This window comes from Serratia sp. JKS296 (genome assembly GCF_900215445.1).
In the GTDB taxonomy this organism is placed as follows: Bacteria; Pseudomonadota; Gammaproteobacteria; order Enterobacterales; family Enterobacteriaceae; genus Serratia; species Serratia marcescens.
The window spans coordinates 2,650,259-2,673,224 of record NZ_OCMX01000001.1; the positions used below are offsets into that span (position 1 = coordinate 2,650,259).

A 22,966-nucleotide genomic window follows, 5' to 3' on the forward strand; every position below is an offset into this window, starting at 1 on the left:
GCGTGAGCGAGATCTGATTTAACACTTTTGCAACTTTGCGTTATCTAGCGCATACACTATAAATCGATCGTCCAGCCACGCGTTGGGCCTACGCTGAAAAAAGCCAACAGACAGGGGAAACATGATGAGCAAACAACCACGCATCGCCGTCGTCGGCGCCGGGCTGGGGGGCGCCGCCGCCGCCGGGCTGCTGCAAAAAGCCGGCTTTACCGTCGATCTGTATGAACAGAGCCCGGCGTTCTCACGCCTCGGCGCGGGCATTCATATGGGGCCGAACGTACTGAAGATTTTCCGCCGCCTCGGTATTGAGCAGCGGTTGGAGCAGATGGCGTCTCATCCCGATTTCTGGTTCAGCCGCGACGCCGAAAGCGGCGACTACCTGTCGCGCATCGAACTGGGTGCCTTCGCCCGCCGGGAGTACGGCGCCGCCTATGTGACGGTGCACCGCGGCGATTTGCAGGCGTTGCAGCTCTCCGCGCTGCAGCCCGGCACCCTGCACTTCGGCAAGTGCCTGAGCAAGATTGAAGATCGCGGTGACGAGGTGGTGCTGAACTTCGTCGACGGCACCTCGGCCCACGCCGATATCGTGATCGGCGCCGATGGCATCAACTCGCGCATTCGCGAGCACCTGCTGGGCGCTGAAGCGCCGACCTACAGCGGCTGGGTGGCCCACCGCGCGCTGATCCGCGGCGAGAAGCTGGCGAAATACAACCTGACGTTCGAAGACTGCGTGAAGTGGTGGTCGGCGGACCGCCATCTGATGGTCTACTACACCACCCAACGGCGCGACGAGTATTACTACGTCAGCGGCGTGCCGCACCCGGCCTGGGATTTCCAAGGCAGCTTCATCGACAGCAGCCGCGAAGAGATGTTCGAGACCTTCGCCGGCTACCACCCGATCGTGCAGGCGCTGATCGAATCCAGCGAACAGGTCACCAAATGGCCATTGCTGAACCGCAAACCGCTGCCGCTGTGGAGCGAAGGCCGTCTGGTGCTGCTCGGCGACGCCTGCCATCCGATGAAACCGCACATGGCGCAGGGCGCGGCGATGGCGATCGAAGACGCCGCCATGCTGACCCGCTGCCTGCAGGAAACCGGCCTCAGCGACTACCGCACCGCTTTCCAGCTGTATGAAGCCAACCGCAAGGAGCGCGCATCCAGGGTGCAGGCGGTGTCCAACGCCAACACCTTCCTGCGCACCCAGGAAGATCCGGCCTGGGTTTACGGCTATGACCTGTATGCGCAAGCGCTGAAATCGGAGAACGCCGCATGAGCACCTTCCTCTACGGCGCCCACGTTCACGCCAACGACATTCGCCAACACTATCTGCGCTACGGCGGCCACGGCCCGGCGCTGATCCTGGTCCCCGGCATCACCAGCCCGGCGATCACCTGGGGCTTCGTCGCCGAGCGGCTGGGGGAAAAATACGACGTCTACGTGCTCGACGTGCGCGGCCGCGGTTTGTCGTCCAGCGGCCCGGAACTGGCTTATGACGCAGAGACCTGCGCACAGGACGTCAGCGCCTTCGCCGCCGCGCTGAACCTGGACAGTTACGCCCTGCTCGGCCATTCGATGGGTGCCCGCTTCGCCCTGCGCGCAGCCGTTTTGCGGCCCGCCGGCGTGCGGCGACTGGTGCTGGTCGATCCGCCGGTTTCCGGCCCCGGCCGCCGCGCCTATCCCGGCCAATGGCCGTGGTACGCCGACTCCATCCGGCAGTCGCTGCCGGGTATGAGCGCCGAGCAGATGCGCGCCTTTTGCCCAACCTGGAGCGAAGAACAGCGCCAGCTGCGCGCCGAGTGGCTGCATACCTGCTACGAGCCGGCGATCCAACGCGCCTACGACGATTTTCATCAGGTGGACAGCCACCGCGACTACCCGCAGCTGACCATGCCGACGCTGTTGATGGCGGCGGGCAAAGGCGGCGTCATTCAGCCCGAAGACCGGGCGGAGATCCGCGCGCTGCAGCCGGAGATCGCCATCGTCGAGGTCGAGAACGCCGGACACATGATCCCGTGGGACGATTTCGACGGCTTCTTCCGCGCCCTGGGCGATTTTCTGGATTAACTGAGGAACACCGACATGAGCAACCACTACCGCATCGGCCAGATCGTGCCCAGCTCCAACACCACGATGGAAACCGAGATCCCGGCGATGCTGGGCGCGCGCCAGCTGATACGCCCGGAGCGTTTCACCTTTCACTCCAGCCGCATGCGCATGAAACACGTCAATAAAGAAGAATTGGCGGCGATGGACGCCGAGTCCGATCGCTGCGCGCTGGAGCTGTCCGACGCGCGGGTCGACGTGCTCGGCTACGCCTGCCTGGTGGCCATCATGGCGATGGGGCTGGGTTACCACCGCGAATCGCAGGCCCGGCTGGCGCAGGTGACGAAAGACAATCAGGCCGCCGCGCCGGTCATCAGCAGCGCCGGCGCGCTGGTCAACGGCCTGAAGGTGATCGGCGCCAAACGCATCGCGCTGGTGGCGCCCTACATGAAACCGCTGACCCAGCTGGTGGTGGACTACATCCAGCACGAAGGCATCGAGGTCAAGGTATGGCGCGCGCTGGAGATCTCGGACAACCTCGACGTCGGCCGGCACGATCCGGCCAGGCTGCCGGGGATCGTCGCCGAGATGGACTTACGCGAGGTCGATGCTATCGTGCTGTCCGCCTGCGTGCAGATGCCTTCGCTACCGGCCGTCCCGACGGTGGAGGCCCAAACCGGCAAACCGGTGATCACCGCCGCCATCGCCACCACTTACGCGATGCTGACCGCGCTGGAGCTGGAACCGATCGTTCCCGGCGCCGGCGCCCTGCTGTCCGGCGCTTATTGAGGAGGCAGAATGAACGACACCCTCAGCGACAACTATCGCGGCGTCTGGGGCCAGCGCATCGGCTTCGGCCGGCGCCCGGCGCTGCTGGCGATCGACTTTATGCAGGCCTACACCACCGAAGGCGCGCCGCTGTTCGCGCCGGGCGTAGTCAGCGCGGTCGAGGAAAGCCGCGAGCTGCTGGCCTGCGCGCGCCGAACGGGAATTCCGGTGATCCACACCCATATCCGCTATCATGCAGGCCATTTTGCCGATGGCGGCCTGTGGGTGAAGAAAGCGCCGGTGATGAAAGACATGGTGGCGGGCAACCCGCTGGCGGCGTTCTGCCCGCCGGTGGCGCCGCTGGCCGATGAGGTGGTGCTGAGCAAGCAATACGCCAGCGCCTTCTTCGGCACCGCGCTGGCGCCGCTGCTGGTGGCGCAAGGGATCGACACGCTGCTGATGATCGGCTGTTCCACCAGCGGCTGCATCCGCGCCAGCGCGGTGGATGCGGTGCAGCACGGCTTTCGCGCCATGGTGGTGCGCGAGTGCGTCGGCGATCGTCACCCCGGCCCGCACGAAGCCAACCTGTTCGACATCGACAGCAAATACGGCGATGTGGTGCACAAACAGGAGGCGCTCGACTACCTGAACCGGTTATGAGTCAACGATTCACCTGCCACGACAATAACGAAGGCGCAGACAGCGCCTCACGCGACCGCCCGAAACAGGGCGGCGCCCATGCAACGCAAACACAACAGGCGCCTCCTGCGGAGGCCAACACGCACCACCTGGAGACAACATCATGGCCATTGTCGACACCCCGCTGGCGGGGAAAGCGGACGCAGAATCGCTGCTGCTGTACCGCAAAATCACCTGGAAACTGATCCCGTTTCTTTGCCTGTGCTACCTGGCGGCCTACCTCGATCGCATCAACGTCGGGCTGGCCAAGCTGCAGATGGCCGACGCGCTGCAGCTGAGCGAAGCGGCCTTTGGTCTGGGCGCCGGGCTGTTCTTCGTCGGCTATATTCTGTTCGAGGTGCCGAGCAATCTGATCCTGCAGCGCGTCGGCGCCAAGATGTGGATCGCCCGCATCATGATCACCTGGGGGTTGCTGTCCACCGCCACCATGTTCGTCACCACGCCGACCCAGTTCTACGTCATTCGCTTTTTGCTCGGCGTGGCGGAGGCCGGTTTCCTGCCCGGCGTGCTCTTTTACCTGACGCTGTGGTTCCCGACCTATCGCCGCGGCCGCATCATCGCACTGTTCATGATCGGCCTGCCGCTGTCCAGCGTGATCGGCGGGCCGCTCTCCGGCTGGATCATGGGCCATTTCGACATGCGCCACGGGCTGCACGGCTGGCAGTGGCTGTTTCTGCTGGAGGGCATTCCCAGCGTGCTGTTGGGCGTGTTGACCTTCTGGCTGTTGCCTAACACTTATCAGCAGGCCAAGTGGCTGACGCCCGAGGAGAAACAACGCATCGCCGACGATCTGGCGCGCGACGACGCCGAGGCCGATCACGGCAAGCACAGCTTCCGCGACGGCTTCTTCAACCTGAAGGTGTGGATGCTCGGCGGCATCGACTTCGCTATTCTGCTCAGCGCCTACGCCATGGGCTTTTGGATGCCGACCTTCATCAAAACCGCCGGCGTCACCGACATCACCACCATCGGCTACCTGACGGCGATCCCCAGCGTCGCCGCCCTGCTCGGCATGCTGCTGATCGGCAGCAGTTCGGACCGGCTGCGCGAACGGCGCTGGCATATCATCGTGCCGTTTATCATCGGCGCGTTGGCGATGGCCGGCAGCACCTTCTTTACTCACAACGCGCTGGCCACGGTGCTGCTGTTCTCCATCGCCCAGGCGGCGATCATCGGCGCGGTGCCGGTGTTCTTCAGTCTGCCGGCCACCTTCCTGCGCGGCACGGCGGCGGCGACCGGCTTCGCGCTGGCCTGTTCGCTGGCCAACATCGCCGGGCTGGTGAGCAATTCGCTGATGGGGCTGGCGCTGGATCTGACCGGCAAGAGCGGCGGCGCGCTCTGGGCCTTCGCCGGCTGCCTGCTGCTCAGCTCGCTGCTGGTGGTGGCCCTGCCGGCCAAGGTGGTGAACCGCTGAATGTCGGCCACGCCAAAAAGACGAAGGGCGCATAACGCGCCCTTTTGTTTGCTTATCGGGAGTGGCCGAACTTACTCGTCCTTCAACCCGCGATTGATCAGCATCGGTTCAATGCTCGGCTCTTTGCCGCGCCAGTCGATGTACAGCTTCTCCAGATCCTGGCTGTTGCCGCGCGACAGGATCATGTCGCGGAAACGCTGGCCGTTTTCGGCGGTCAGGCCACCGTGCTCGGTGAACCACTGGAAGGCGTCGTCCGCCAGCATTTCCGTCCACAGATAGGCGTAGTAGCCCGCGGCGTAGCCGTTACCCCAGATGTGCTGGAAGTAGCTGGAACGGTAGCGCGGCGGCACATAGCTGAGATCCACCTTGTCTTTTTGCAGCGACTCGGCCTCGAACTTGTCCACGTCCTGCTGCGGCTGATCGGCGGTCAGCATGTGCCAGTGCATGTCCAGCAGCGCGGCGGACAGCAGCTCGGTCATGCTGTAGCCCTTGTTGAACTTGTCGGCCTTCTTGATCTTGTCGACCAGTTCCTGCGGCATCGCCTCGCCGGTCTGGTAGTGCTTGGCGAAGTGGCTGAACACTTTCGGATCGCTGACCCAGTGCTCGTTGAACTGCGACGGGAACTCGACGAAATCGCGCGCGGTGTTGGTGCCCGACAGGCTCGGGTATTCCTGATCGGCGAACATGCCGTGCAGCGCGTGGCCGAACTCGTGGAACATGGTGATCACGTCGTCATACGACAGCAGCGCCGGCTGCCCCGGCGCCGGTTTGGTGAAGTTGGCGACGTTGTAGATCACCGGCTTGGTGCCGTTGAGCTTCGACTGATCGACGAAGTTGCTCATCCAGGCGCCGCCGCCCTTGTTGTCGCGCTTGAAGTAGTCGGTGTAGAACAGCGCCAGCGATTTGCCGTCCTTGTCGAACACTTCATACACCTTGACGTCCGGCTGGTAGACCGGAATGTCCTTGCGTTCTTTGAAGCTGATGCCGTACAGCAGGTTGGCGGCGTAGAACACGCCGTTGTTCAGCACGTTGTTCAGCTCGAAGTAAGGTTTGATCTGCGATTCGTCCAGATCGTACTTGGCCTTGCGCACCTGTTCAGCATAGAACTGCCAGTCCCAGGCCTGCACCTTGAAGTCGCCTTTTTGCTGATCGATCACCGCCTGAATGTCTTTGGCTTCACGCTCGGCGCGCGCGGTGGCCGCCGGCACGATGTTGCGCATAAAGCTCAGCGCGGCATCCGGCGTTTTGGCCATCTGGTTTTGCAGCTTCCAGGCGGCGTAGTTCGGGTAGCCCAGCAGTTTGGCCTGCTCGGCGCGCACCTTGGCCAGACGGGAAATGGTCTGGCGGGTATCGTTGCCGTCCCCCTTCTCCGCACGCGTCCAGGAGGCGTCGAACAGCGCTTTGCGGGTGTCGCGATCTTTCAGGCTCTGCAGCAGCGGCTGCTGGGTGGTGTTCTGCAGCACCAACAGCCACTGTTTCTCCAGCTTGCGCTCGGCGGCCGCCTGCGCTGCCGCGGCCAGCTCACCTTCGGACAGACCGTCCAGCTTCGCCGGGTCGGTTATCGCCAGCGCGCCGTTTTTGCTCGCCGCCAGCAGTTTGTTGGTGAACTGGGTGCTCAGCGTCGCCGCTTCCTGGTTCAGCGCCTTCAGCTTGGCCTTGTCGGCGTCCGACAGGTTGGCGCCCGCCAGCTCGAAGTTCTTATAGGTGACTTCCACCAGCCGACGCGACTCCGGATCCAGCTTCAGCGCATCGCGATCTTGATAGATGGCCTTGATGCGCGCGAACAGCTTGCCGTTGAGCATGATGTCGTCGTTCAGCGCCGCCAGCTTCGGCGAGGTTTCTTCATCCAGCTTCTGCAGCGCGTCGCTGGTGTTGGCCGAGGTCATGGCGCCAAACACGTTCATCACCCGCGTCAGCAGCGAACCGGCCTGCTCCAGCGCCACAAAGGTATTCTTGAAGTTGGGCTTGGCCGGGTTGTTGGCGATCTTCTCCACCTCTTCCCGCTTTTGCTTGATGCCCGCTTCAATCGCCGGCGCGTAGTCGCTTTCCTTGATCAGGTTGAACGGCGGCGCCTGGAACGGCAGGCGGCTTTGATAGAAGAACGGATTCTGAGTCTTTTGCTTGTCGTGCTGATTGGCTTCACCGGTCACGGTAGCCTCCTTCGCCTGGCCGCTGGGCAGCGCGCTATGGTCGGCGTGAGGTTGGGTTTCTGCTGCCTGTGCCTGCGAGCCCAGCGCCATGCCGATCGCCAGCACCAATGTGGATAAACGCATCAAATCGAAACTCCTCCATGTTCACGGAATAAGGTCTCGGGGAATGGCTCCCTCAGAGTCATCACCTAGCTTAGGCGCAGTTGGCAGTTTGAGCAAAAACAAGTGATTAGAAGTTAACCGCCTCGCCGACCGCGGCCAAACGCTTCTTTGACATCTTTATTTTTCATCATCGACACATAGTCACAAAAAGTAATCATTTTATGATTAATTAATTCAATACCATGATAAATAAAGAGGAATCATAAAATACCCTGTTGACTTATCAGGTTACCCAATGTAACTTGATGTAAATTTTGATTAATGGAGCTAATCAAATTGTACCTTATAACGGAAATAGTTCTTATTGTCATTTTCATCCTCATTATCAGTGCGATCTATAAAAACGCGAAGAAAAAAGGCGTGCGCGCGTACCACATCGTTATGCTGTTCTTGATATTTCCCCTTGCCGTATTTTTAGACTACTGCCTGCAGCGCCAGGCGATCCTTTTGGATACGGCCGCCCTTAAAACCACGGCCAGTTATGGTTTGCCGATGGCGATTATTTTTTCGCTTGTTTTATCTATCACCTCTCGCAAGAAGGAGTTTAAATGAGAGCCTTAACGGAAGTTGAATTGTCATGTATTAACGGATCTGACGGCAACGACTCTTATAATCCGACTTCGCTCATTGTCGGTAGCCTGAGCACAATAGCGAAATTACCCACCCCCGTATCCTTAGCTGTGGGCGTCGGGACGGAAATAGCTATTCAAGCCGCACCACACATGCCGGTTAACGTTGCTATTCCACAGGTTCCTATGGGCCCAACCTGGAATGGCAGTGGCGGTGGCCGCCCTTCACCTTCGTCTTCACTTTCAACACCGGATTCATCAAATTAAAAAAACAGTCTTATTATTCCTTGTGCAATAAGGCCGGGATTTAACTTACTCTGCACCAATAAAAATAACGATTAAAAAATGACAAAGCTCGCCATGCTTCACGAAAGCTTGATCCCTTTCGTCGCAAAAAAGACAGGTTCTCAATTACTCTGGCACAATGCATTAAGCCCTGCCGAACAAGACGAACTGAAAAAAGAGACCAGCTATCTCATCGAAGAAAATAATCGCCATGCTATTTTTGATGACGGTACGCCGCGCTTAAACGATGAAAAAGTCTTTTTCGCCGAACGTTATGGCGGCGGCGCTATTTCGCGCAACGGCGGCGGAGCACGCTGTGGCTTTGATGGGCGTTGGCAGGTTAAAGGTATTGGGGCTAATGCGTTAGTCGGTCAAGGGGCAAAGCATGTCGATGGCGAGTTGACGATGACCGGCGCAGTATTGGAGGCATTATGGGGGAACGTCATGGCCAAACTGCTGCCTTACGGTGCCGTGCCCAATAAGGCGATCTTGTTGACCGATAGCCCCTTAGCCGCCATCTCTCCTGAATCGGCGAGAAGTCCCCATAACCGCAAGGCGTTGCTGGTGCGTGAGCCCGTCGTGCGCCCTGCACATTTTTGCCGCGCACCCTACTATCATCCTCATGACGCAATGCAAAGGCAGCCTTCGGATATTCAGCGGGTCGAAAAGCTGATTGTCGCCGCACCGGCTTTTCTGCCTCGTCCCCCGGAGTTTGACGCCGCAAGCTGGTTGGCATTGCCCCAGGAAGAACAAGCATTCTACGGGCTCTGCGAGCTTGCCCGGCGTCTCGCGACGCAGATCGCGTACTGCCGCACCCGGCATTTGGTGATGATGACCTCACCCTCCAATTGCGATATGGCCGGCAGGCTGCTGGACTTTCATGGTGTTCGCAGTGTTTTTCCCGCAGAACGTCGCGATCCCGGGCGCAGCTACATTCAACACAACAAGCTCAATGAAGACGCCCCTTTGTTGCTGAGAGGCTTGCAAGATCTCGCTTTTTATTTAGCCAAACATCAATTCGGCCCGGCATTTCTCGCGGCAGCGCACCAAGGCATCGGTGCGGCCTTCAACATGGCCTATAAACGAGCCTGCCTGCTGGATAATCTCGGTATGGCGGGTTTTGACCCTGCATTTTTACAACGCCTGCCTCTCACCGCCGAGTGGTTCGCCTTAGGCGAACGCTTGCAAAAAATGTTCGATTTGGCTCCCGGCGTCTTTACCCGTCGACAAGGTCTTGGCCTGGGGAATGCTCATCCGGCGATTGCCCTGTTGCACCGGCTCATCGACGCGCCCGTAAGGGTTCCCGCCGAACAACAGGGTACGACCGCGGAGGAGAGATTTTCTCTGGCGTTCCGTCGGTTATACGCGCAATACCTTCAGGAAACATCAGCAGCTCAAACCTCCGCCGGATTACAACTGGCGATGAAGCAGACCGTCACCAGAAGGTTGGGTTCCCGCACGTTCATGCGCCGTGAAGTGATTTTTCAAGAAATTGCCGGCTGGCGCGGCGAAGTCAGCGAGATCACCGAACAATTGCAAACCTATCTCGACCGTTTCGAGCGCCAGGCGATCAACGTATTACAATAACAACGCTGAGGATATTTCGTGAGTTTTATCAAAGAAAACCAGCAGGGTAAAAGTAGGTTCAGTCAATACGAGAGCCTGGGCTTCGCCGTTAACTGTATGTTGATGAATAAAAATTACAGTTTGTACCATATAAAAACGTTGCAGCTATGGACTCAGGAAGCGATTAATCAAAACCAATTTAAAATATTATTCGACCATTTGGATAACCCGATAGGGTATATAACCTGGGCCTACCTGAGAGATGAGACGCTGAGTCGATTTATTAACGACCCGCAGTTTCTTCTCCATAACTCAGAATGGGATGAGGGCGGCACGCTGTGTATTTTAGATTTTTGCTGCAAGCCAGGCAGCGCGCATTTATGTTTGGAACACCTTAAAAGAGTTCACCCCATCGTAGAACGCCGCACGGTTGTGTGGCGCTCCCGCCGAACGGGCAGACTGATGACTGTAAAAAATAAAGAAAAATAATTGTCAGGGATGAGGCAATGAGCAAACATCAATTACTGGATTCACAGGCAGGATTTTACTATGGCACCAAGATCGGCGATGACAAATCGAGCTATAATATCGCGGAATATGTCGAAATAAATCACACTCTCGATATCGCAAGAATGAAACGTGCTATTCATCGTGTCGTCAGCCAAACCCCTACGCTGCACGTTCTGTTTGATGAGGATAACGGCACGCCTTATCAATATTCCGTCACCGCCAATATTTCAGTGGAATGGGTAGATCTTTCGCAGAGCGCCAACGATATGGCCACCGCTATCGAATTAATGGAAGCGGATGCTAAGCGCCCCTTCTCGCTGAACGCGGCGCCGTTATTCAGACAAAAAATCATCAGGCTGGGTGAGAAACGCTTTCTGTGGTATTTCTGCAGCCACCATCTGCTGCTTGATGGTTACGGCACTTATTTGCTGATCCATCAAGTGGCGCAGGCCTACCGAGACCAGACACAACAACCGCAAGACGTACCGGCGATCGATGCCTTGCTCGGGGCTGAATCTGAGTATAAACAGTCAGCCGCCTATCAAGCAGACCGACATTTTTGGCAAGCGGCCAGCGCCTCACTGCCAGACCCGATGACATTAGCCTGCGCCAATATTCCCTCGGGACAGACCATCCGCCATGTGACGTCGTTGCCCTATCCTACCGAGCGCCTTGCGCTGCAAACCGAACATCCTTCTTGGCTGGCGCGCACTTTTGTAGCGGTGATGGCGTATTTGTACTTATGTACCGGCGAGAAGCAGCAAACGATCGGCGTCCCTATGATGGCGCGAACAGACGCCCTGTCGAGGCAGGCGCTAACCTGCAAGACCAACGTTGTTCCTTTGACTCTCGATATTGAGGACACCGCCTCATGCCGACAGTTGGCGCAAACCATTGAACACGCGCTCAAGCAACTCAAGAAACATCAAGCGTTTCGTTACGAAGAGATAAAAAGTCTGAGGAGCGTCGCCAGCCGCTCGCCGTTGTTCAACATCGTGGTCAATATCATTCCCTTTGAAGCGGCAGCCTCATTCTCTCCCGCTCAGCGTAGTGAAATTCGTAACTTACGCTCAGGAGGCGCGCAGGATCTGGTCTTCAACATGCGTCCCGATCTCGATAACCAAACGCTGCGGCTGGAGATCGATGCCGACTCAGGGCTTTACGATGCGGCCAGTCTGGTGCGGCACAGCCAGGGGATACAGACCTTGTGCACCTTGCTGTACGACGATCCGGAAAATCTTTCCGTCGCGGCATTGCGACAACGTTTCCCGCTCTCGCTGCTGGGTAAAACAGCCAACGACAACGTGGTCGATATCATGCAGCGTATCGATCGTGCCGTCGTTCAAGCGCCGCAACGCACGGCGATCCTCACGCCTGAACACGCTTCGTCATCGCTTAGAACGCTGTCTTATGCCGTTTTGCAGCAGCAGTGGCGTGCGCTGGCCGATGTCCTGGCTCCCGTTCGCGCCGCACATACCGTACTGTTGCTCGACTTGCCGCAAGGGCCGGAGGCCATCCTCTGCATGCTTGCTGCGTTGCAATTGAAAATGCCCTTCGTCAACCTGAATGCCAAAGGGGATGGAGCGGCTTACCGTCAACTGCTTGAACAGTTTAGCGACGCTATCCTGATTACCGATCGCACGCGTCCCTCCGTTCATTCCGAGCCTGGCGCATTGGCGCATTGGCACGCATCGACACTCAATATGCCGACGGATTTCGCACACTTCACCGTGTTTCGCCGGCAAACATCGACTGAGGCGCCGGCGTTCCCGGTCGGAACCAGCTATATCATGTTTACCTCCGGTTCGACGGGAATGCCTAAAGGCGTGATAGGCGCCCGACATGCTCTCAACGTTTTTGTCGATGCGGCGATAAAATGCTATGGCATTCAACCGCACGAACGCGTGTTGCAATTTGCGCCCTTGCATTTCGATGCCTGCATCGAAGAAATTTTCATGACGCTGGGGGCCGGCGCCCACCTGTGTATCGCCCCCGAGACCGTCAAGCACAGCTTTGCCGCTTTCTTCACATTCTGCGACGATCATCAAATCAGCCTGTTGGATCTGCCGACCGCCTACTTTAATGAAATGCTGTTCGCCTCCGGCGGTGAACAGACGCTACCGCCGGCCGTCACTACCGTTATCATCGGCGGCGAAAGCCTTTCACCGCGAGCCAAAGAACGCTGGTTCGCGCACTACCCCAAAGGCAGGAAGTTATTCAACTCCTACGGCCCAACCGAAACAACCGTGGTGGCGACGGCCGCAGAAATCAAAAACGATGGCGCCGCCGTGACGATAGGCACACCGCTGGATGGTATATACACGGCGATCGTCGGCGAGGATCTCAGGCCGTTGCCGCTCGGCTGCAGCGGCGAATTACTGATAGCCGGAGCGACCGTCGGCCTGGGATATTGGCATCAGCCAACGCTGAGCGCGGAAAAGTTCGTCACCCTTGAGGCCAACGGCCATCTCATGCCCGCCTTTCGTACCGGCGATATCGCCTGCCAGCGCCAAGATGGGCAGTTGGTGTTCCTTGGCCGCAAAATTCGTGAAGCGAAAATCGCCGGGCAGCGCGTCAATATGGGTGAGATAGAAAGCTGTCTTGCCCGCTTGCCCTCCATTGTCGAGATTGCCGTACTGGCCAAAAGCGGCGACGCGGGAACGGAACTGTACGCGCATTATCACAGCCGGCAGCCGCTCAGTGAGGCAATGCGCCGCACACTGTACGGCGAACTGCCCAATGCCCATATTCCTCAGCGCTTCGTGCATCATCCAACGCCGCTGGTCAAACTGGCTAACGGCAAGATTGATTATCGCACCCTGGAGAGACAATCCCGGATGCCTGAACCCACACGGGAGTTGCGTTCGACGACATTCAACACCCTGGTGCATGAAGTTTGGCTGGCGACGCTGGGCAGTGACGATGGCGACTTCTTCACGCTCGGCGGCGAGTCCCTGCAGGCCATAAAAATCATTAACGTGCTTAACGCCCACTGTCGGTTGGATCTGAACCTGAGCGACATTCTTGAACATCCAAGACTCGCCGATTTCTGCCGACACCTGACGCAGTTGGCCCATGCACGCTATGGTCTGGATCCGCAGCATCTGGACATCCGTTGCGCTATCGGCCGCTGTCTATCAACCGAGGTGCCGACCAGCAGCAGGCTGTTTATTCAATCTCCCGAAGGCAAAGATGAACGGCTTTTATTGGCCGCCCTCGCCGACAAACGCGATGTGGACATTCTGTCACCGCAGGCGCTGCCGTTGCCTGCTGAATGGTCGCTGAACGCGGCCATATTCAACGTACCGAACGAAGCCACTCAATATGGCAGTTGGCTTGATGCACTTTCGGCCCTGCTGCACACCCTGCCCGGCCGAGTTAACCACATGATCTTTATGCATGATACGGCCGGCGGAGCCAGACTCACGCAAGGCCTGCTACGCGATTTCCGGCATGAGCGACTACTGTTGCTGCATAAAGTCGATGCGCGCCGCCAAGCCGTCGACGCCGGCGTTACAGAGTTGATAGCCCTCTCTGCGCGGCTGGGTTATTTCCCGCACATTCGGTTCGATACGGCCAATGAGCGATTGAACGGCTGCGTACTGAGGATCTTCGGTTTCGATGATGGGGAGAATATCGACCATCGCGCCGCCTTCACAATGGCGCAGCGGAGAAACCCGGGAGTGCAGTTGTGTAGCTTAGCGCATTGGCTGAATTTGATTTCCGCCCACAGCGACAAACGCCCGAATAAAAGCGGTCGAACAGCGAAAACTATCGACGTCAACATGGAAGGAGCGCACTGATGAGCGTCATCGGCTTGATCAATCTGATGGAAATGGCGAAACAGGGAGCAAAATTCGGCGAGCTGTCGCCTCGACGCCAAACCATCGAGCATGTTGACGCCGCCGCACTCAGTGCGGTGCAGGAAGACATCACCGCATTTTTATCTGTCTGTACGCCGGACAATTCAGAGCGGCACACCGGGGAGAAGCCTTGTTACACCGTCAATCACTACGCGGGGCAATACCTGTGGCTGTATGAAAACTTCACCAAGAACAGCCCGCTGTATAACATTCCGATCGCTAAAGAGATCCTGGGGCCCTTTGAACCCGAGCGTTTGCTCGCCGCGTTGAAAAAACTGCTCAAGCGGCACGGTGCGCTTTGCGGCCGCTACCGGCTAGACGGTGAAGCCATCACCGTTGACATCGTGCATCCTGATGAAACCATTTTCGAACACAGCCTCGAGGACATCAGCAGGCTGAACAGTGAAGAGCAGCAAGAAAATATGCTGGCGGCGCTTAACGCCCAGTGTACGATTCCGTTTGACCTCGCGGCTGAGTATCCCCTGCGCTGCCGGATCTTGAGAAAGAGCGCGCAGCACCACTATCTGTTCTTGACCTTCCACCATTGCGTGGTCGACGGCTGGACGGCCAATTTGCTGGTGGATGAACTGAGCCGTGACTATCAAGCGTACGAAGAGCATTGGCATTATGACAACGGCCAGGCGTTTTTCCGCTATCTTGAAGACCCTTTCCTCGCCGTCGCCAATGTCGATGACAGCATGGCGTTTTGGCGCGATGAACTGGATGGTGCGCCGGAAAAACACGCGCTTGAATACGATATCGCCATCACCGCGGCAGGCAAAACACAGAATATCGTCAGAACATCGCTGACGAACGAACTGCAGTCGGCCCTGGCCCAGTTAGCCAAACATAACGGTACGACGCTGTTTACGCTGTTGCACTCCGCCTTCGCGTTACTGATTGCCAGAGAATCGGCGACGGATCGCGTGGTCATCGGTAGCCCGATCGCCAACAGGAACGAGCCGACGTTAAACGACGCCGTTGGCAGCTTCGTCAACACGATCGCTCACCAATTTATCATCACTGGCGACGACAGTTTCACCGCGCTGCTGCAAAAGAACGCGAATAAATTTGCGCGCGCTTTCAAACATCAGGGATTGCCCTTCTCTTATCTGGTTGAACAACTCAAGCCCACGCGCGGCAAGTTCCACCCCATTTTTCAAATCATGTTCGTCTGCCAACATCGCAAAAGCAACGAGCTAAATCTTGGCGGCGCGCAGGTTAACACCCTGCCAAGACGCTATGCGCCGCCCAAGTTTGATCTGGTTCTGGAAGTGATTTCCGGCGCAGAAGGCATTCAGTTGGAGTGGCAATACAACGCCAAGCTGTTTACGCCGGAGCGTATTAACGGATTGGCGCAAGCTTACGCATTGCTGTTGCAGCAAATTGCCTGCGATCCTTCGCGGGCCGTCGACCACTATTCGCTGGCGCCAATGGCCGATAACCGGCAATTGCGACAGCTCTCCGTCGGGCAGGCGATGCCGGTATGCTTGCGGCAACCTCTTTCCGATCGGCTGTTACGTGCTGCCCACCAGCATGGGGATCGCCCGGCGTTGTTCGAGGGAGATCAGGTGTGGCATTACGATCGGCTATTGCGGCACGCCGGCCTCGTGGCGCATTGGCTGAACGCCCATACCGCCCCAGGCGCGCTCATCGCCATCGATCTTCCACGCGGCGCTCATCAAGCTATTGCGGCGCTCGGCGTGATCCTCGCCGGACGCGCCTACTTGCCGTTGGCCGAAGGATTACCGGATGCCCGCGTAGCGGCCATTATGCGAATATCGGGTTGCGCCTGGGTTGTGAGCAATCGGGCTCACCATCGCGCCCGCTATCCGCAGACAACCCGCGTTCAGGATCTGGAGGCGCTGTTTTCTCCCCCTGTCACAGGCACAGCAACCTTCCCACCAGGCGAAGCGGAAGCACTCGCCTATGTCATTTATACATCGGGGACGACAGGCACGCCAAAAGGCGTGGCGATGGAACACGGCGCCGTCACCAATACCTTGCTGACCATGAATCAACTGTTTAACGTTTCACATCGTGACAACGTATTGGCGCTCGCCGACCTGGCCTTCGATTTATCTGTCTATGACCTGTTCGGCAGTTGGCTAGCCGGCGCATCGGTAACCGTGTTATCGCCGCACGACGCTAAAGAGCCGTCAGCATGGCTACATGCGATACGCCAGCGGAAAATCAGCATCTGGAACTCGGTTCCCGCCATCTTGCAAATGCTGGTGCAATACTGCGCGCAAGAAAACATCCTGTCGCTGCCTCAACTGCGGCATATCTGGCTGAGCGGCGATCGTATCTCTCCGCGGCTGATCGCCGAAGCACATCGGCTTTGCCCCAACGCCACCATCACCAGCCTTGGCGGTGCCACCGAAGGGGCAATATGGTCAATTTATCATCCGCTTACACGAGATACGCACTACAGAAACGCCATCCCCTATGGAACCGCATTGCCGAATCAAAGCATGTGGGTGTTGAATGAAAAACTCGAGCCGTGCGGTTTCGGCGTTACCGGCGACATTTATATCGGTGGCGTTGGCGTTGCCCGCGAGTATTGGCGCGATAGGCAAACCACCGCCGGCAGCTTTGTTCTTCTCCCAACCACCGGAGAACGCGTGTACCGCACCGGCGATCGTGGCCGTTGGCATCGCAGCGGTTACATCGAATTTCTCGGCCGCGAAGACCAACAGGTGAAACTGCAGGGTTTTCGCGTCGAATTGGGTGACGTCGAATTCGCGCTCAAAAGCAGCGAACTGGTCGCTGAAGCGTGCGTCGTCTGTCGCGATGAAACCAGGAACGGCACACCGTATCTGGAAGCCTATTTCACATTGACCGAGGCGGGGAAAGCCAGCGTCCAGGCGGAGCAAAGAATACGCGAGCAGGTTACGGCCGCATTGCCCGCGTATATGGCGCCATCCCACTATCATCTTATTGAACGTTTCCCGCTTTCACGCAACGGCAAATTGGATCGCACCTTGCTATCGCCAGGCACCGAACGGAGTCAGGCCAGCGAGGTTGTTCCCGCCGCGTCCGCGGAACTCATGCTGCTACGTGAGTTGTTGGCGGATACGTTAGGCTGTGCTCCAGACAAGATCGACCCCTATGCCAGCTTCTTCAGCAATGGCGGCAGCTCGCTTTCCGGCATCACGTTTTTGGGTAACATCAAGCGTGCCCTTAATGTGGAATTAACCCTGGCGGAAATCCTTGGTTACTCACAGCTCGATAAACTTGCCGAGCGTCTGCGCGATAACGCGCCCTTGCCGTTATCGATATTGTCCGGCGCAGCCCATCGCCCCTCTCTGCCCACCTTGTATTTGGTGCATGGTGCCGGTGGCCAGGTGCATCAATATGCAAAGTGGACAAAACAACTTTACGCCTGCGCCAACATCATCACCATCGCCAGCCCGGGGTTGGCCGCGCCAGGCGCAGACGACACACTCACCCTGCAGCGATTGGCCGCCTCCCATTTGGCGGCCATACCGCGTGCCAAACGCGACACTGCCGTTATCGCCGGCTGGTCATTGGGCGGCCAATTAGCTGTCCATATGGCGGCGCAGGCCACGGAACAAGGCGCGCCCTTTGCGCATGCGGTGCTTATCGACAGCGGTTTGCCCGCCCAGCAACCCTCAGTGAATCGAGGTTTCAGCGTGGCGCAAAGTTACCTCAGTCTGTTCGACTCTCTCGGTATTGCGCGTCATTTGTGTCGGCATCAAGAAACGAATGCGATAGACAGCTTCGCCAACGAGATAAAAATGCACTATGCGCTGAATCAGAGCGTGCTTGCGGAGAAGATCACGCTGGAACATGCCGAAGCCTTTTGTTGGGCGCTGAAAAAATCCTTTGATCTGACGAACAACGCCGGCCCTCTGCCACAGATAGCGATACCGCTGACGCTTTGGCTCAGCCAGCAACGTCAGCGTAAACACCCCAATCTTGCACAACGCTGGGAGAAGCAATCCTCTCATGACGTTCAACTCAATTATTGTGCAGAAACGCATTACAGCATTTTAAACAACGCTCAACTTCTTCGAGCGCTGTCGCGGATGCTGCGCGCGTTGTCCACATCATTGGAATAACGCGAGAAGATACCCCTGGCCATTCAAACCTATCGAGGCACTGATGAAATTACCCAGCAGTTGGATTTTTTTGTTCTGCTTTTACTACACATTCATGGATATTTTTTATTCGTTATTTTTTTCCGAAGACAGGAGGTTTACCAGCACAATCATTCAATCCTTTATCTTTTCAACCTTGCTAGTGGCATTTTTCTGGTATCGGAAAACTGTAAAAACCAAAAACCAATAATATAAGGAAGTCGTTATGAGAGAACTTACGATTAATGAAGTGAACCTTATCGCAGCCGCTGGGGATTTCAGCTATGCGGAACTGGGCGGGGCCGTCGCTGCCGGCGCGGTTGGTGGAGCGATGACCGGCGCCATGGCTGGCGGTGTCGGTGCCGGCCCAGGCGCTGTTGCCGGTGCAGTTATCGGTGGTGCCGCCTATACCGCTGGCAAAATGGTGGAATCCATGTTGGGTGGCAATAAACAAACATCGACGAACAATCCTGCCGACAGTAACTAATACAGGAAGATTCGTGTTCATCATATGAAAAAGTCACTTATTGTATTGTTCGCCATTTTAATTGGGCTTGTTGCTGGCACGATTGCGGATTATTTCACCCTCAATCGCTTCTTGAAATACGCCCTTATCGCCGTTGCCGTTATCGGCACGCATAAATTGCTCAATAGCGATCGCGGGCAGCGCTCGGCATGATAAACGTGGCTTATTTGAAAATTTAATGATTAAGGAGCAAATATGCGCAATCTTACCTCTGAAGAATGTTCAATCATTTCCGGTGCAGGAGATCGCAGCGGTACATTGACGGTTTCCGCGGAAACTGTCGGCGCAGCGATCGGCGGTGGCATCGGCTCTATCGGTGGCGTGGCGGGCGGCGTTGTCGGCACCATTGTCGGCGGTGCTGTCGGTAACTACGTCACCGGCGATCGTGCCCCCGGCTCTGTTGGCCCATCAGGCATTCCCTGGGGCGGGAGCAACGGCGGCGGTACCATGTGGGGGAACAACAACAATACCGATTCGAACTGATCGGGGCCCTGCAAGCCACACGGCTGACCTCCCCGGTTAACGTTGGCTTCAGCGCCTAAAGCGTCATTTCATGCCAGGGTTATCGTTATGATAACCCTTTTTGTCATGGGCCCACCACAGGGGGAGCAACGCGGTTGGCGTAGCGAAAATGTCGAGATGAAGAAGTCAGGTGAAGCGAAGCTGACGTTACCCGAGTTGAATGACTCTATCCGCAGAGGCAATCGTCGATGGACGGTGCGCAATAATCACGCGGGTAATGTTCAGTTGTGAAATAGCGCGGTTAATATGTGTTTCATTATCGAGATCCAGGTGGCTGGTCGCCTCGTCCATAAACAGAATGCTGGGACGACGATAGAGCGCACGGGCTATCAATAAACGCTGTTTCTGTCCGCCAGAAAGGCTTCCCCCCAATTCGCCGATCAATGTTTCGTAGCCCATTGGCATGTTTTGAATATCATCATGCATATTGCAACGCCGTGCGCACGCCTCAATACGTTTCAGATCCATTTCGGCGTCAAATCCTGAAATATTTTCAGCGATAGATCCCGCCAGCAGCTTGTCATCCTGCAGCACGCAAGCGATACATTGGCGATAATTATTAACGCCAATGTTGCTGATATCCATACCATCGACCAGCACGGCCCCTTCATCCGGCGACAGCAACCCACACATTAACTTCATCAATGTGGTTTTACCCACGCCGGAGGGGCCGACAATCGCCACGCTTTCTCCCGCAGCAATGCTGAGATTCAAATCCGTGATAATGGGTTTCGCCAAACGATCATACTGGTAGCGCAGATTCCGCACCTGAAGCTCTGCGGCGTTGCCTTTTGTGAAGAGCTGACGCGCGGGCATTTGCGGTTCCGGTGACGAAAGCACAATGTCCGCCACCCTTTCATTGTGCAAGCTTAACATTCGCAGCTGAAGCATCATGTCGATCAAGCTGCTGGCACGCTCCGAGAACTGCCCACGGTAGGCGTTAAACGCGATAAACATGCCGATCGTCATTTGATTGTCTATGACCAATGCCGCGCCGAGCCAAAGGATGATCACCTGATCGCAGGTGGCAATAAACGCCCCCAAACCGCCAAACATCATGTTTAACTTGGTCAGCTTGATACCCGCATTGATCGTTTCTACATTTAGATTCAGCCAATACTGTGAACGAGTTTCAGATAACCCCAACGCCTTTAACGTACTGATGCTATATAACGTCTCCATGAAATGAGACCCGGCCCGCGCGCCCTTCACCAACTGCTCTTCCGACAGCTGCCGATAATGTTGATAAGTCGACAGCCTGAGAATGACATATATCGCCGTAAAGCCGAGCACCACCCAAACTAACCAGCCGCCATAGAGCAGCATCATGACAAAGACCCCGACAGACATGATGCCATCAATAATGCTGCTGACGATGCTGGTAGTGAAAGTCGCTCTTATCGTATCCAATGAGCCGAAACGGGATTGAATATCACCCAACTTGCGCTTCTCAAAGAAGGAAAGCGGCAATTTCATCAGATGATCAAACACTCCCGCCTTCCATTGCACGTCTATCAACGCGCCCATGACGATAGAGATCCACGAGCGCAACATGGATACGCCGGTGCGGAATAAAATAAAGAACAGCAATCCTATACAAATCAGCGCTAAAAGATCATGATCGCCGGCCAAAATCACATGGTCCATGACCAACTGCGTACCAACGGGCAACAGCAGATTAACCGCTTCAATCACGATCGACAGACAGAAGATCTTTAGCAAGGCTCCCTTAAGGCCGCGCACATTGCTCATCAGCTTACGAAAGCGCAATCTGCTTTGCTGTTTGATCGGCTGAAATTCACTGTCTGGCCATAGCTCAAGCGCTACGCCGGTAAAATGCCGCGACAGTTCATGCAACTCCAGCACTTTACGGCCAAAGGCAGGATCATGGATCACCGCCCGCCCTCGGCTGACACTGACAAGCACCACGAAATGCTTCATGTCCCAATGCAGAATACAGGGCATTTTCAACGCTTTAAGCTCATCGATATTCAGCGATAACGCTCTGGATTGCAGCTTGAGTGCGCTCGCGATGTCAATCAACGCGGAAAGCGTCGCCCCGCGTGAAGAAAAGCCGTAGCGGCTGCGCAGATTAAACAGATCGATTTGCAAACCATGGTAATGGCATACCATCGCTAAACTGGCCAGCCCGCATTCCGAGGCTTCGGTTTGCAGGATCTGCGGCACTTTGCGGCGCAGCGACAAATTGAGTTTGCCCTTTAGCGCGTCTAAATAAGATTCAGTCATTGATTGGCCCCATCAGGCTGTTTTTCATATCGTAGAAAGGTGAGAACATCCATTGATATAGAGGCCTTTCTTCCAGAAACAGCGTGGATTGAGCCCGCATGCCGTTAGTGAGCTGCAACGCTTTGCCCTGGTAACTGATATGCGTTTTATCTAGGGAAACGGTCACCTTGTAAAAAGATGCCGTTTGCGCGCTGGGTTGATGCACGGGAGAACTGCTGTAAGTTGACATTTCTTGAATGGAGGCCGGTACATAAGCGATGCTTTCTATTCTGCCGGGAAACTGACCGAACTTCTCATAAGGGAAAGCGTCATAGCGAATGTTAATGCCGTCCCCCGCTGAAACATAAGGCACACTGGTGTTCGGCAACCATAAAACTAGCTGATAAATCGCGCCATTACGTGGAATAATCTGTACCAAGCTGTCACCGCTATTGACCATCTGACCCGGCGTAACGCTGAGAGACTCAATGCGGCCATCGCTTGGGGCATTCACGATCAATGCGCCGCTGGCATCGGCTTCCGCTAACTGCCGTTGCAAATCATTGCGCTGAAACTGGTACTGCGAAATTTGGTTATCGAAATCTGCCGCGCGCGTAACGATATCACTTTCCAAATTCGTAATTTGCAACGACTCCTGAATGTGTTGACTATGCAGGTTTTGGAACAGACTTTGTTGTTGATAAAATGAATAGGTTTGCCCGCTAAGCTGATCTTTGGTAATCAGACCGCGTTGCTGATATTCCTTATAGGAACGCATGTTGTCCTGAGCAAATGCCACCCCCTCTCGTGCATTATCCAACAGCTGTTTGGACTGCATATGCGCCAATTCATACTGTTTTTTTTGCGCGCGTAGATTTTCCAGCGTCATACGCTTGTTGTCTTGCAACTTTAGAATGATGCTGTCGACATGCTTTAACTGGTTTTCAAGCGCCAGGCGCGTATTGGCGCTCACTTTCCCGTTATCCGTCACTCGGCTGACATCAATCTGATAAAGACGCTGGCCTTTTTTAACCACATCCCCCACTTCGACGAAGCGTTCCGAGATAAAACCCTGTTGGGGCGCAAACACGTTGACTGAGCGGGGGAAGGTGGTGATTTCACCATAAACATTAATGCGGCGTGTATAATGACTGAATATAAGAAAAGAGAGGAAAACAAGAATAAATAAAAACGATAAAAGACCAAAGCACCAGGCAGGCAAGCCGTTTATCAATAAAGCCTTACCCGCCCATTTCGCCCGCTGATGATCCGTGGCTTCCTGTCGAAACAAATCACGCATGACATCCCTTTCCAGAAATAAAATTCAAGCCAGCCTTGGCTCGTAAAATGCGGAAGCATATTGAAAAACAGCAGCAGAGATTAAAACAGGTCTGTTGTTTTTAATTAGCGATATCGTAAAGATAATTATTCTCATTATGATATCGAGCGTTCCGAAGAAATGCAATGTTTTTTACGCACTTACCCAGCCACATAGCCGTATATCACTATGCATATCGATAAAAAACCAATAAAGAGCCTCCTAATCAAATAACGCTATTC

Annotated in this window: 17 protein-coding genes; 14 read left to right on the forward strand and 3 right to left on the reverse strand. The window is 56.1% G+C overall.

Features of this window, described 5'->3' with window-relative positions:
* The first annotated feature begins 121 nt into the window (after positions 1–121).
* The 5 genes from CRO23_RS12525 to CRO23_RS12545 all read left to right on the forward strand — a co-directional run bounded on the left by CRO23_RS12525 (position 122) and on the right by CRO23_RS12545 (position 4,924).
* Complete coding sequence (locus CRO23_RS12525) at positions 122–1,273, forward strand: FAD-dependent monooxygenase (protein WP_033634195.1); 1,152 nt, start codon at positions 122–124, stop codon at positions 1,271–1,273.
* Positions 1,270–2,064 carry an alpha/beta hydrolase gene (locus tag CRO23_RS12530; protein WP_049298976.1) on the forward strand — a complete coding sequence of 265 codons (795 nt, stop codon included), beginning with the start codon at positions 1,270–1,272 and terminating at the stop codon, positions 2,062–2,064. The genes CRO23_RS12525 and CRO23_RS12530 overlap by 4 nt, the downstream gene beginning before the upstream one ends.
* Positions 2,065–2,079: 15 nt before the next feature.
* Positions 2,080–2,832 (forward strand): maleate cis-trans isomerase family protein, encoded by a 753-nt coding sequence (locus tag CRO23_RS12535; protein WP_097102109.1) that lies wholly within the window; start codon positions 2,080–2,082, stop codon positions 2,830–2,832.
* 9 nt (positions 2,833–2,841) lie between these two features.
* Complete coding sequence (locus tag CRO23_RS12540) at positions 2,842–3,471, forward strand: N-carbamoylsarcosine amidohydrolase (RefSeq protein ID WP_016927839.1); 630 nt, start codon at positions 2,842–2,844, stop codon at positions 3,469–3,471.
* Between the two features lie 142 nt (positions 3,472–3,613).
* Positions 3,614–4,924 (forward strand): MFS transporter, encoded by a 1,311-nt coding sequence (locus tag CRO23_RS12545; RefSeq protein WP_016927840.1) that lies wholly within the window; start codon positions 3,614–3,616, stop codon positions 4,922–4,924.
* 71 nt (positions 4,925–4,995) lie between these two features.
* On the opposite strand, the gene dcp is transcribed toward CRO23_RS12545, so the two are convergent.
* Positions 4,996–7,197 (reverse strand): peptidyl-dipeptidase Dcp, encoded by a 2,202-nt coding sequence (dcp, locus tag CRO23_RS12550; protein ID WP_028128196.1) that lies wholly within the window; start codon positions 7,195–7,197, stop codon positions 4,996–4,998.
* Between the two features lie 315 nt (positions 7,198–7,512).
* Here dcp and CRO23_RS12555 point away from each other — a divergent pair, with 315 nt between their 5' ends.
* The 9 genes from CRO23_RS12555 to CRO23_RS12585 all read left to right on the forward strand — a co-directional run bounded on the left by CRO23_RS12555 (position 7,513) and on the right by CRO23_RS12585 (position 19,141).
* Positions 7,513–7,788, forward strand: coding sequence for a hypothetical protein (locus CRO23_RS12555; protein WP_131818048.1), 276 nt, complete (start codon positions 7,513–7,515; stop codon positions 7,786–7,788).
* Positions 7,785–8,072: an E492 group microcin gene (locus CRO23_RS25405; RefSeq protein WP_125460888.1), complete on the forward strand. Its 288-nt coding sequence runs from the start codon at positions 7,785–7,787 to the stop codon at positions 8,070–8,072. Before CRO23_RS12555 ends, CRO23_RS25405 begins: the two co-directional genes overlap by 4 nt.
* A gap of 78 nt (positions 8,073–8,150) precedes the next feature.
* Positions 8,151–9,677, forward strand: a complete 1,527-nt coding sequence (locus CRO23_RS12560) for a hypothetical protein (protein ID WP_016927843.1) — start codon at positions 8,151–8,153, stop codon at positions 9,675–9,677.
* A gap of 18 nt (positions 9,678–9,695) precedes the next feature.
* Entirely contained in the window at positions 9,696–10,145 is a 450-nt protein-coding gene (locus CRO23_RS12565; RefSeq protein ID WP_025302733.1) for a toxin-activating lysine-acyltransferase, read from the forward strand.
* Between the two features lie 17 nt (positions 10,146–10,162).
* Entirely contained in the window at positions 10,163–13,969 is a 3,807-nt protein-coding gene (locus CRO23_RS12570; RefSeq protein ID WP_097102111.1) for an AMP-binding protein, read from the forward strand.
* Entirely contained in the window at positions 13,969–18,114 is a 4,146-nt protein-coding gene (locus tag CRO23_RS12575) for a non-ribosomal peptide synthetase (RefSeq protein ID WP_097102113.1), read from the forward strand. The genes CRO23_RS12570 and CRO23_RS12575 overlap by 1 nt, the downstream gene beginning before the upstream one ends.
* Positions 18,115–18,358: 244 nt before the next feature.
* A complete protein-coding gene (locus CRO23_RS12580) occupies positions 18,359–18,619 on the forward strand; it encodes a hypothetical protein (protein WP_097102115.1) in 261 nt (86 codons plus the stop codon).
* A gap of 24 nt (positions 18,620–18,643) precedes the next feature.
* On the forward strand, positions 18,644–18,811 hold the full coding sequence (locus tag CRO23_RS25085; RefSeq protein WP_016927849.1) for a hypothetical protein: 168 nt from the start codon (positions 18,644–18,646) through the stop codon (positions 18,809–18,811).
* Positions 18,812–18,853: 42 nt separating this feature from the next.
* Positions 18,854–19,141 carry a hypothetical protein gene (locus CRO23_RS12585; protein ID WP_025302730.1) on the forward strand — a complete coding sequence of 96 codons (288 nt, stop codon included), beginning with the start codon at positions 18,854–18,856 and terminating at the stop codon, positions 19,139–19,141.
* 186 nt (positions 19,142–19,327) lie between these two features.
* On the opposite strand, the gene CRO23_RS12590 is transcribed toward CRO23_RS12585, so the two are convergent.
* Both CRO23_RS12590 and CRO23_RS12595 read right to left on the reverse strand, forming a co-directional pair.
* Positions 19,328–21,427 (reverse strand): peptidase domain-containing ABC transporter, encoded by a 2,100-nt coding sequence (locus CRO23_RS12590; RefSeq protein WP_016927850.1) that lies wholly within the window; start codon positions 21,425–21,427, stop codon positions 19,328–19,330.
* Positions 21,420–22,706 carry an HlyD family secretion protein gene (locus tag CRO23_RS12595; RefSeq protein WP_016927851.1) on the reverse strand — a complete coding sequence of 429 codons (1,287 nt, stop codon included), beginning with the start codon at positions 22,704–22,706 and terminating at the stop codon, positions 21,420–21,422. The genes CRO23_RS12590 and CRO23_RS12595 overlap by 8 nt, the downstream gene beginning before the upstream one ends.
* Positions 22,707–22,966: the final 260 nt, after the last annotated feature.

Coding starts and splice junctions, on each gene's coding strand:
- dcp (WP_028128196.1), bottom strand. CDS start 7,197: ATGCGTTTATCCACATTGGTGCTGGCGATCGGCATGGCGCTGGGCTCG.
- CRO23_RS12590 (WP_016927850.1), bottom strand. CDS start 21,427: ATGACTGAATCTTATTTAGACGCGCTAAAGGGCAAACTCAATTTGTCG.
- CRO23_RS12540 (WP_016927839.1), top strand. CDS start 2,842: ATGAACGACACCCTCAGCGACAACTATCGCGGCGTCTGGGGCCAGCGC.
- CRO23_RS25405 (WP_125460888.1), top strand. CDS start 7,785: ATGAGAGCCTTAACGGAAGTTGAATTGTCATGTATTAACGGATCTGAC.
- CRO23_RS25085 (WP_016927849.1), top strand. CDS start 18,644: ATGAAAAAGTCACTTATTGTATTGTTCGCCATTTTAATTGGGCTTGTT.
- CRO23_RS12545 (WP_016927840.1), top strand. CDS start 3,614: ATGGCCATTGTCGACACCCCGCTGGCGGGGAAAGCGGACGCAGAATCG.
- CRO23_RS12530 (WP_049298976.1), top strand. CDS start 1,270: ATGAGCACCTTCCTCTACGGCGCCCACGTTCACGCCAACGACATTCGC.
- CRO23_RS12595 (WP_016927851.1), bottom strand. CDS start 22,706: ATGCGTGATTTGTTTCGACAGGAAGCCACGGATCATCAGCGGGCGAAA.
- CRO23_RS12580 (WP_097102115.1), top strand. CDS start 18,359: ATGAGAGAACTTACGATTAATGAAGTGAACCTTATCGCAGCCGCTGGG.
- CRO23_RS12560 (WP_016927843.1), top strand. CDS start 8,151: ATGACAAAGCTCGCCATGCTTCACGAAAGCTTGATCCCTTTCGTCGCA.
- CRO23_RS12585 (WP_025302730.1), top strand. CDS start 18,854: ATGCGCAATCTTACCTCTGAAGAATGTTCAATCATTTCCGGTGCAGGA.
- CRO23_RS12570 (WP_097102111.1), top strand. CDS start 10,163: ATGAGCAAACATCAATTACTGGATTCACAGGCAGGATTTTACTATGGC.
- CRO23_RS12525 (WP_033634195.1), top strand. CDS start 122: ATGATGAGCAAACAACCACGCATCGCCGTCGTCGGCGCCGGGCTGGGG.
- CRO23_RS12575 (WP_097102113.1), top strand. CDS start 13,969: ATGAGCGTCATCGGCTTGATCAATCTGATGGAAATGGCGAAACAGGGA.
- CRO23_RS12535 (WP_097102109.1), top strand. CDS start 2,080: ATGAGCAACCACTACCGCATCGGCCAGATCGTGCCCAGCTCCAACACC.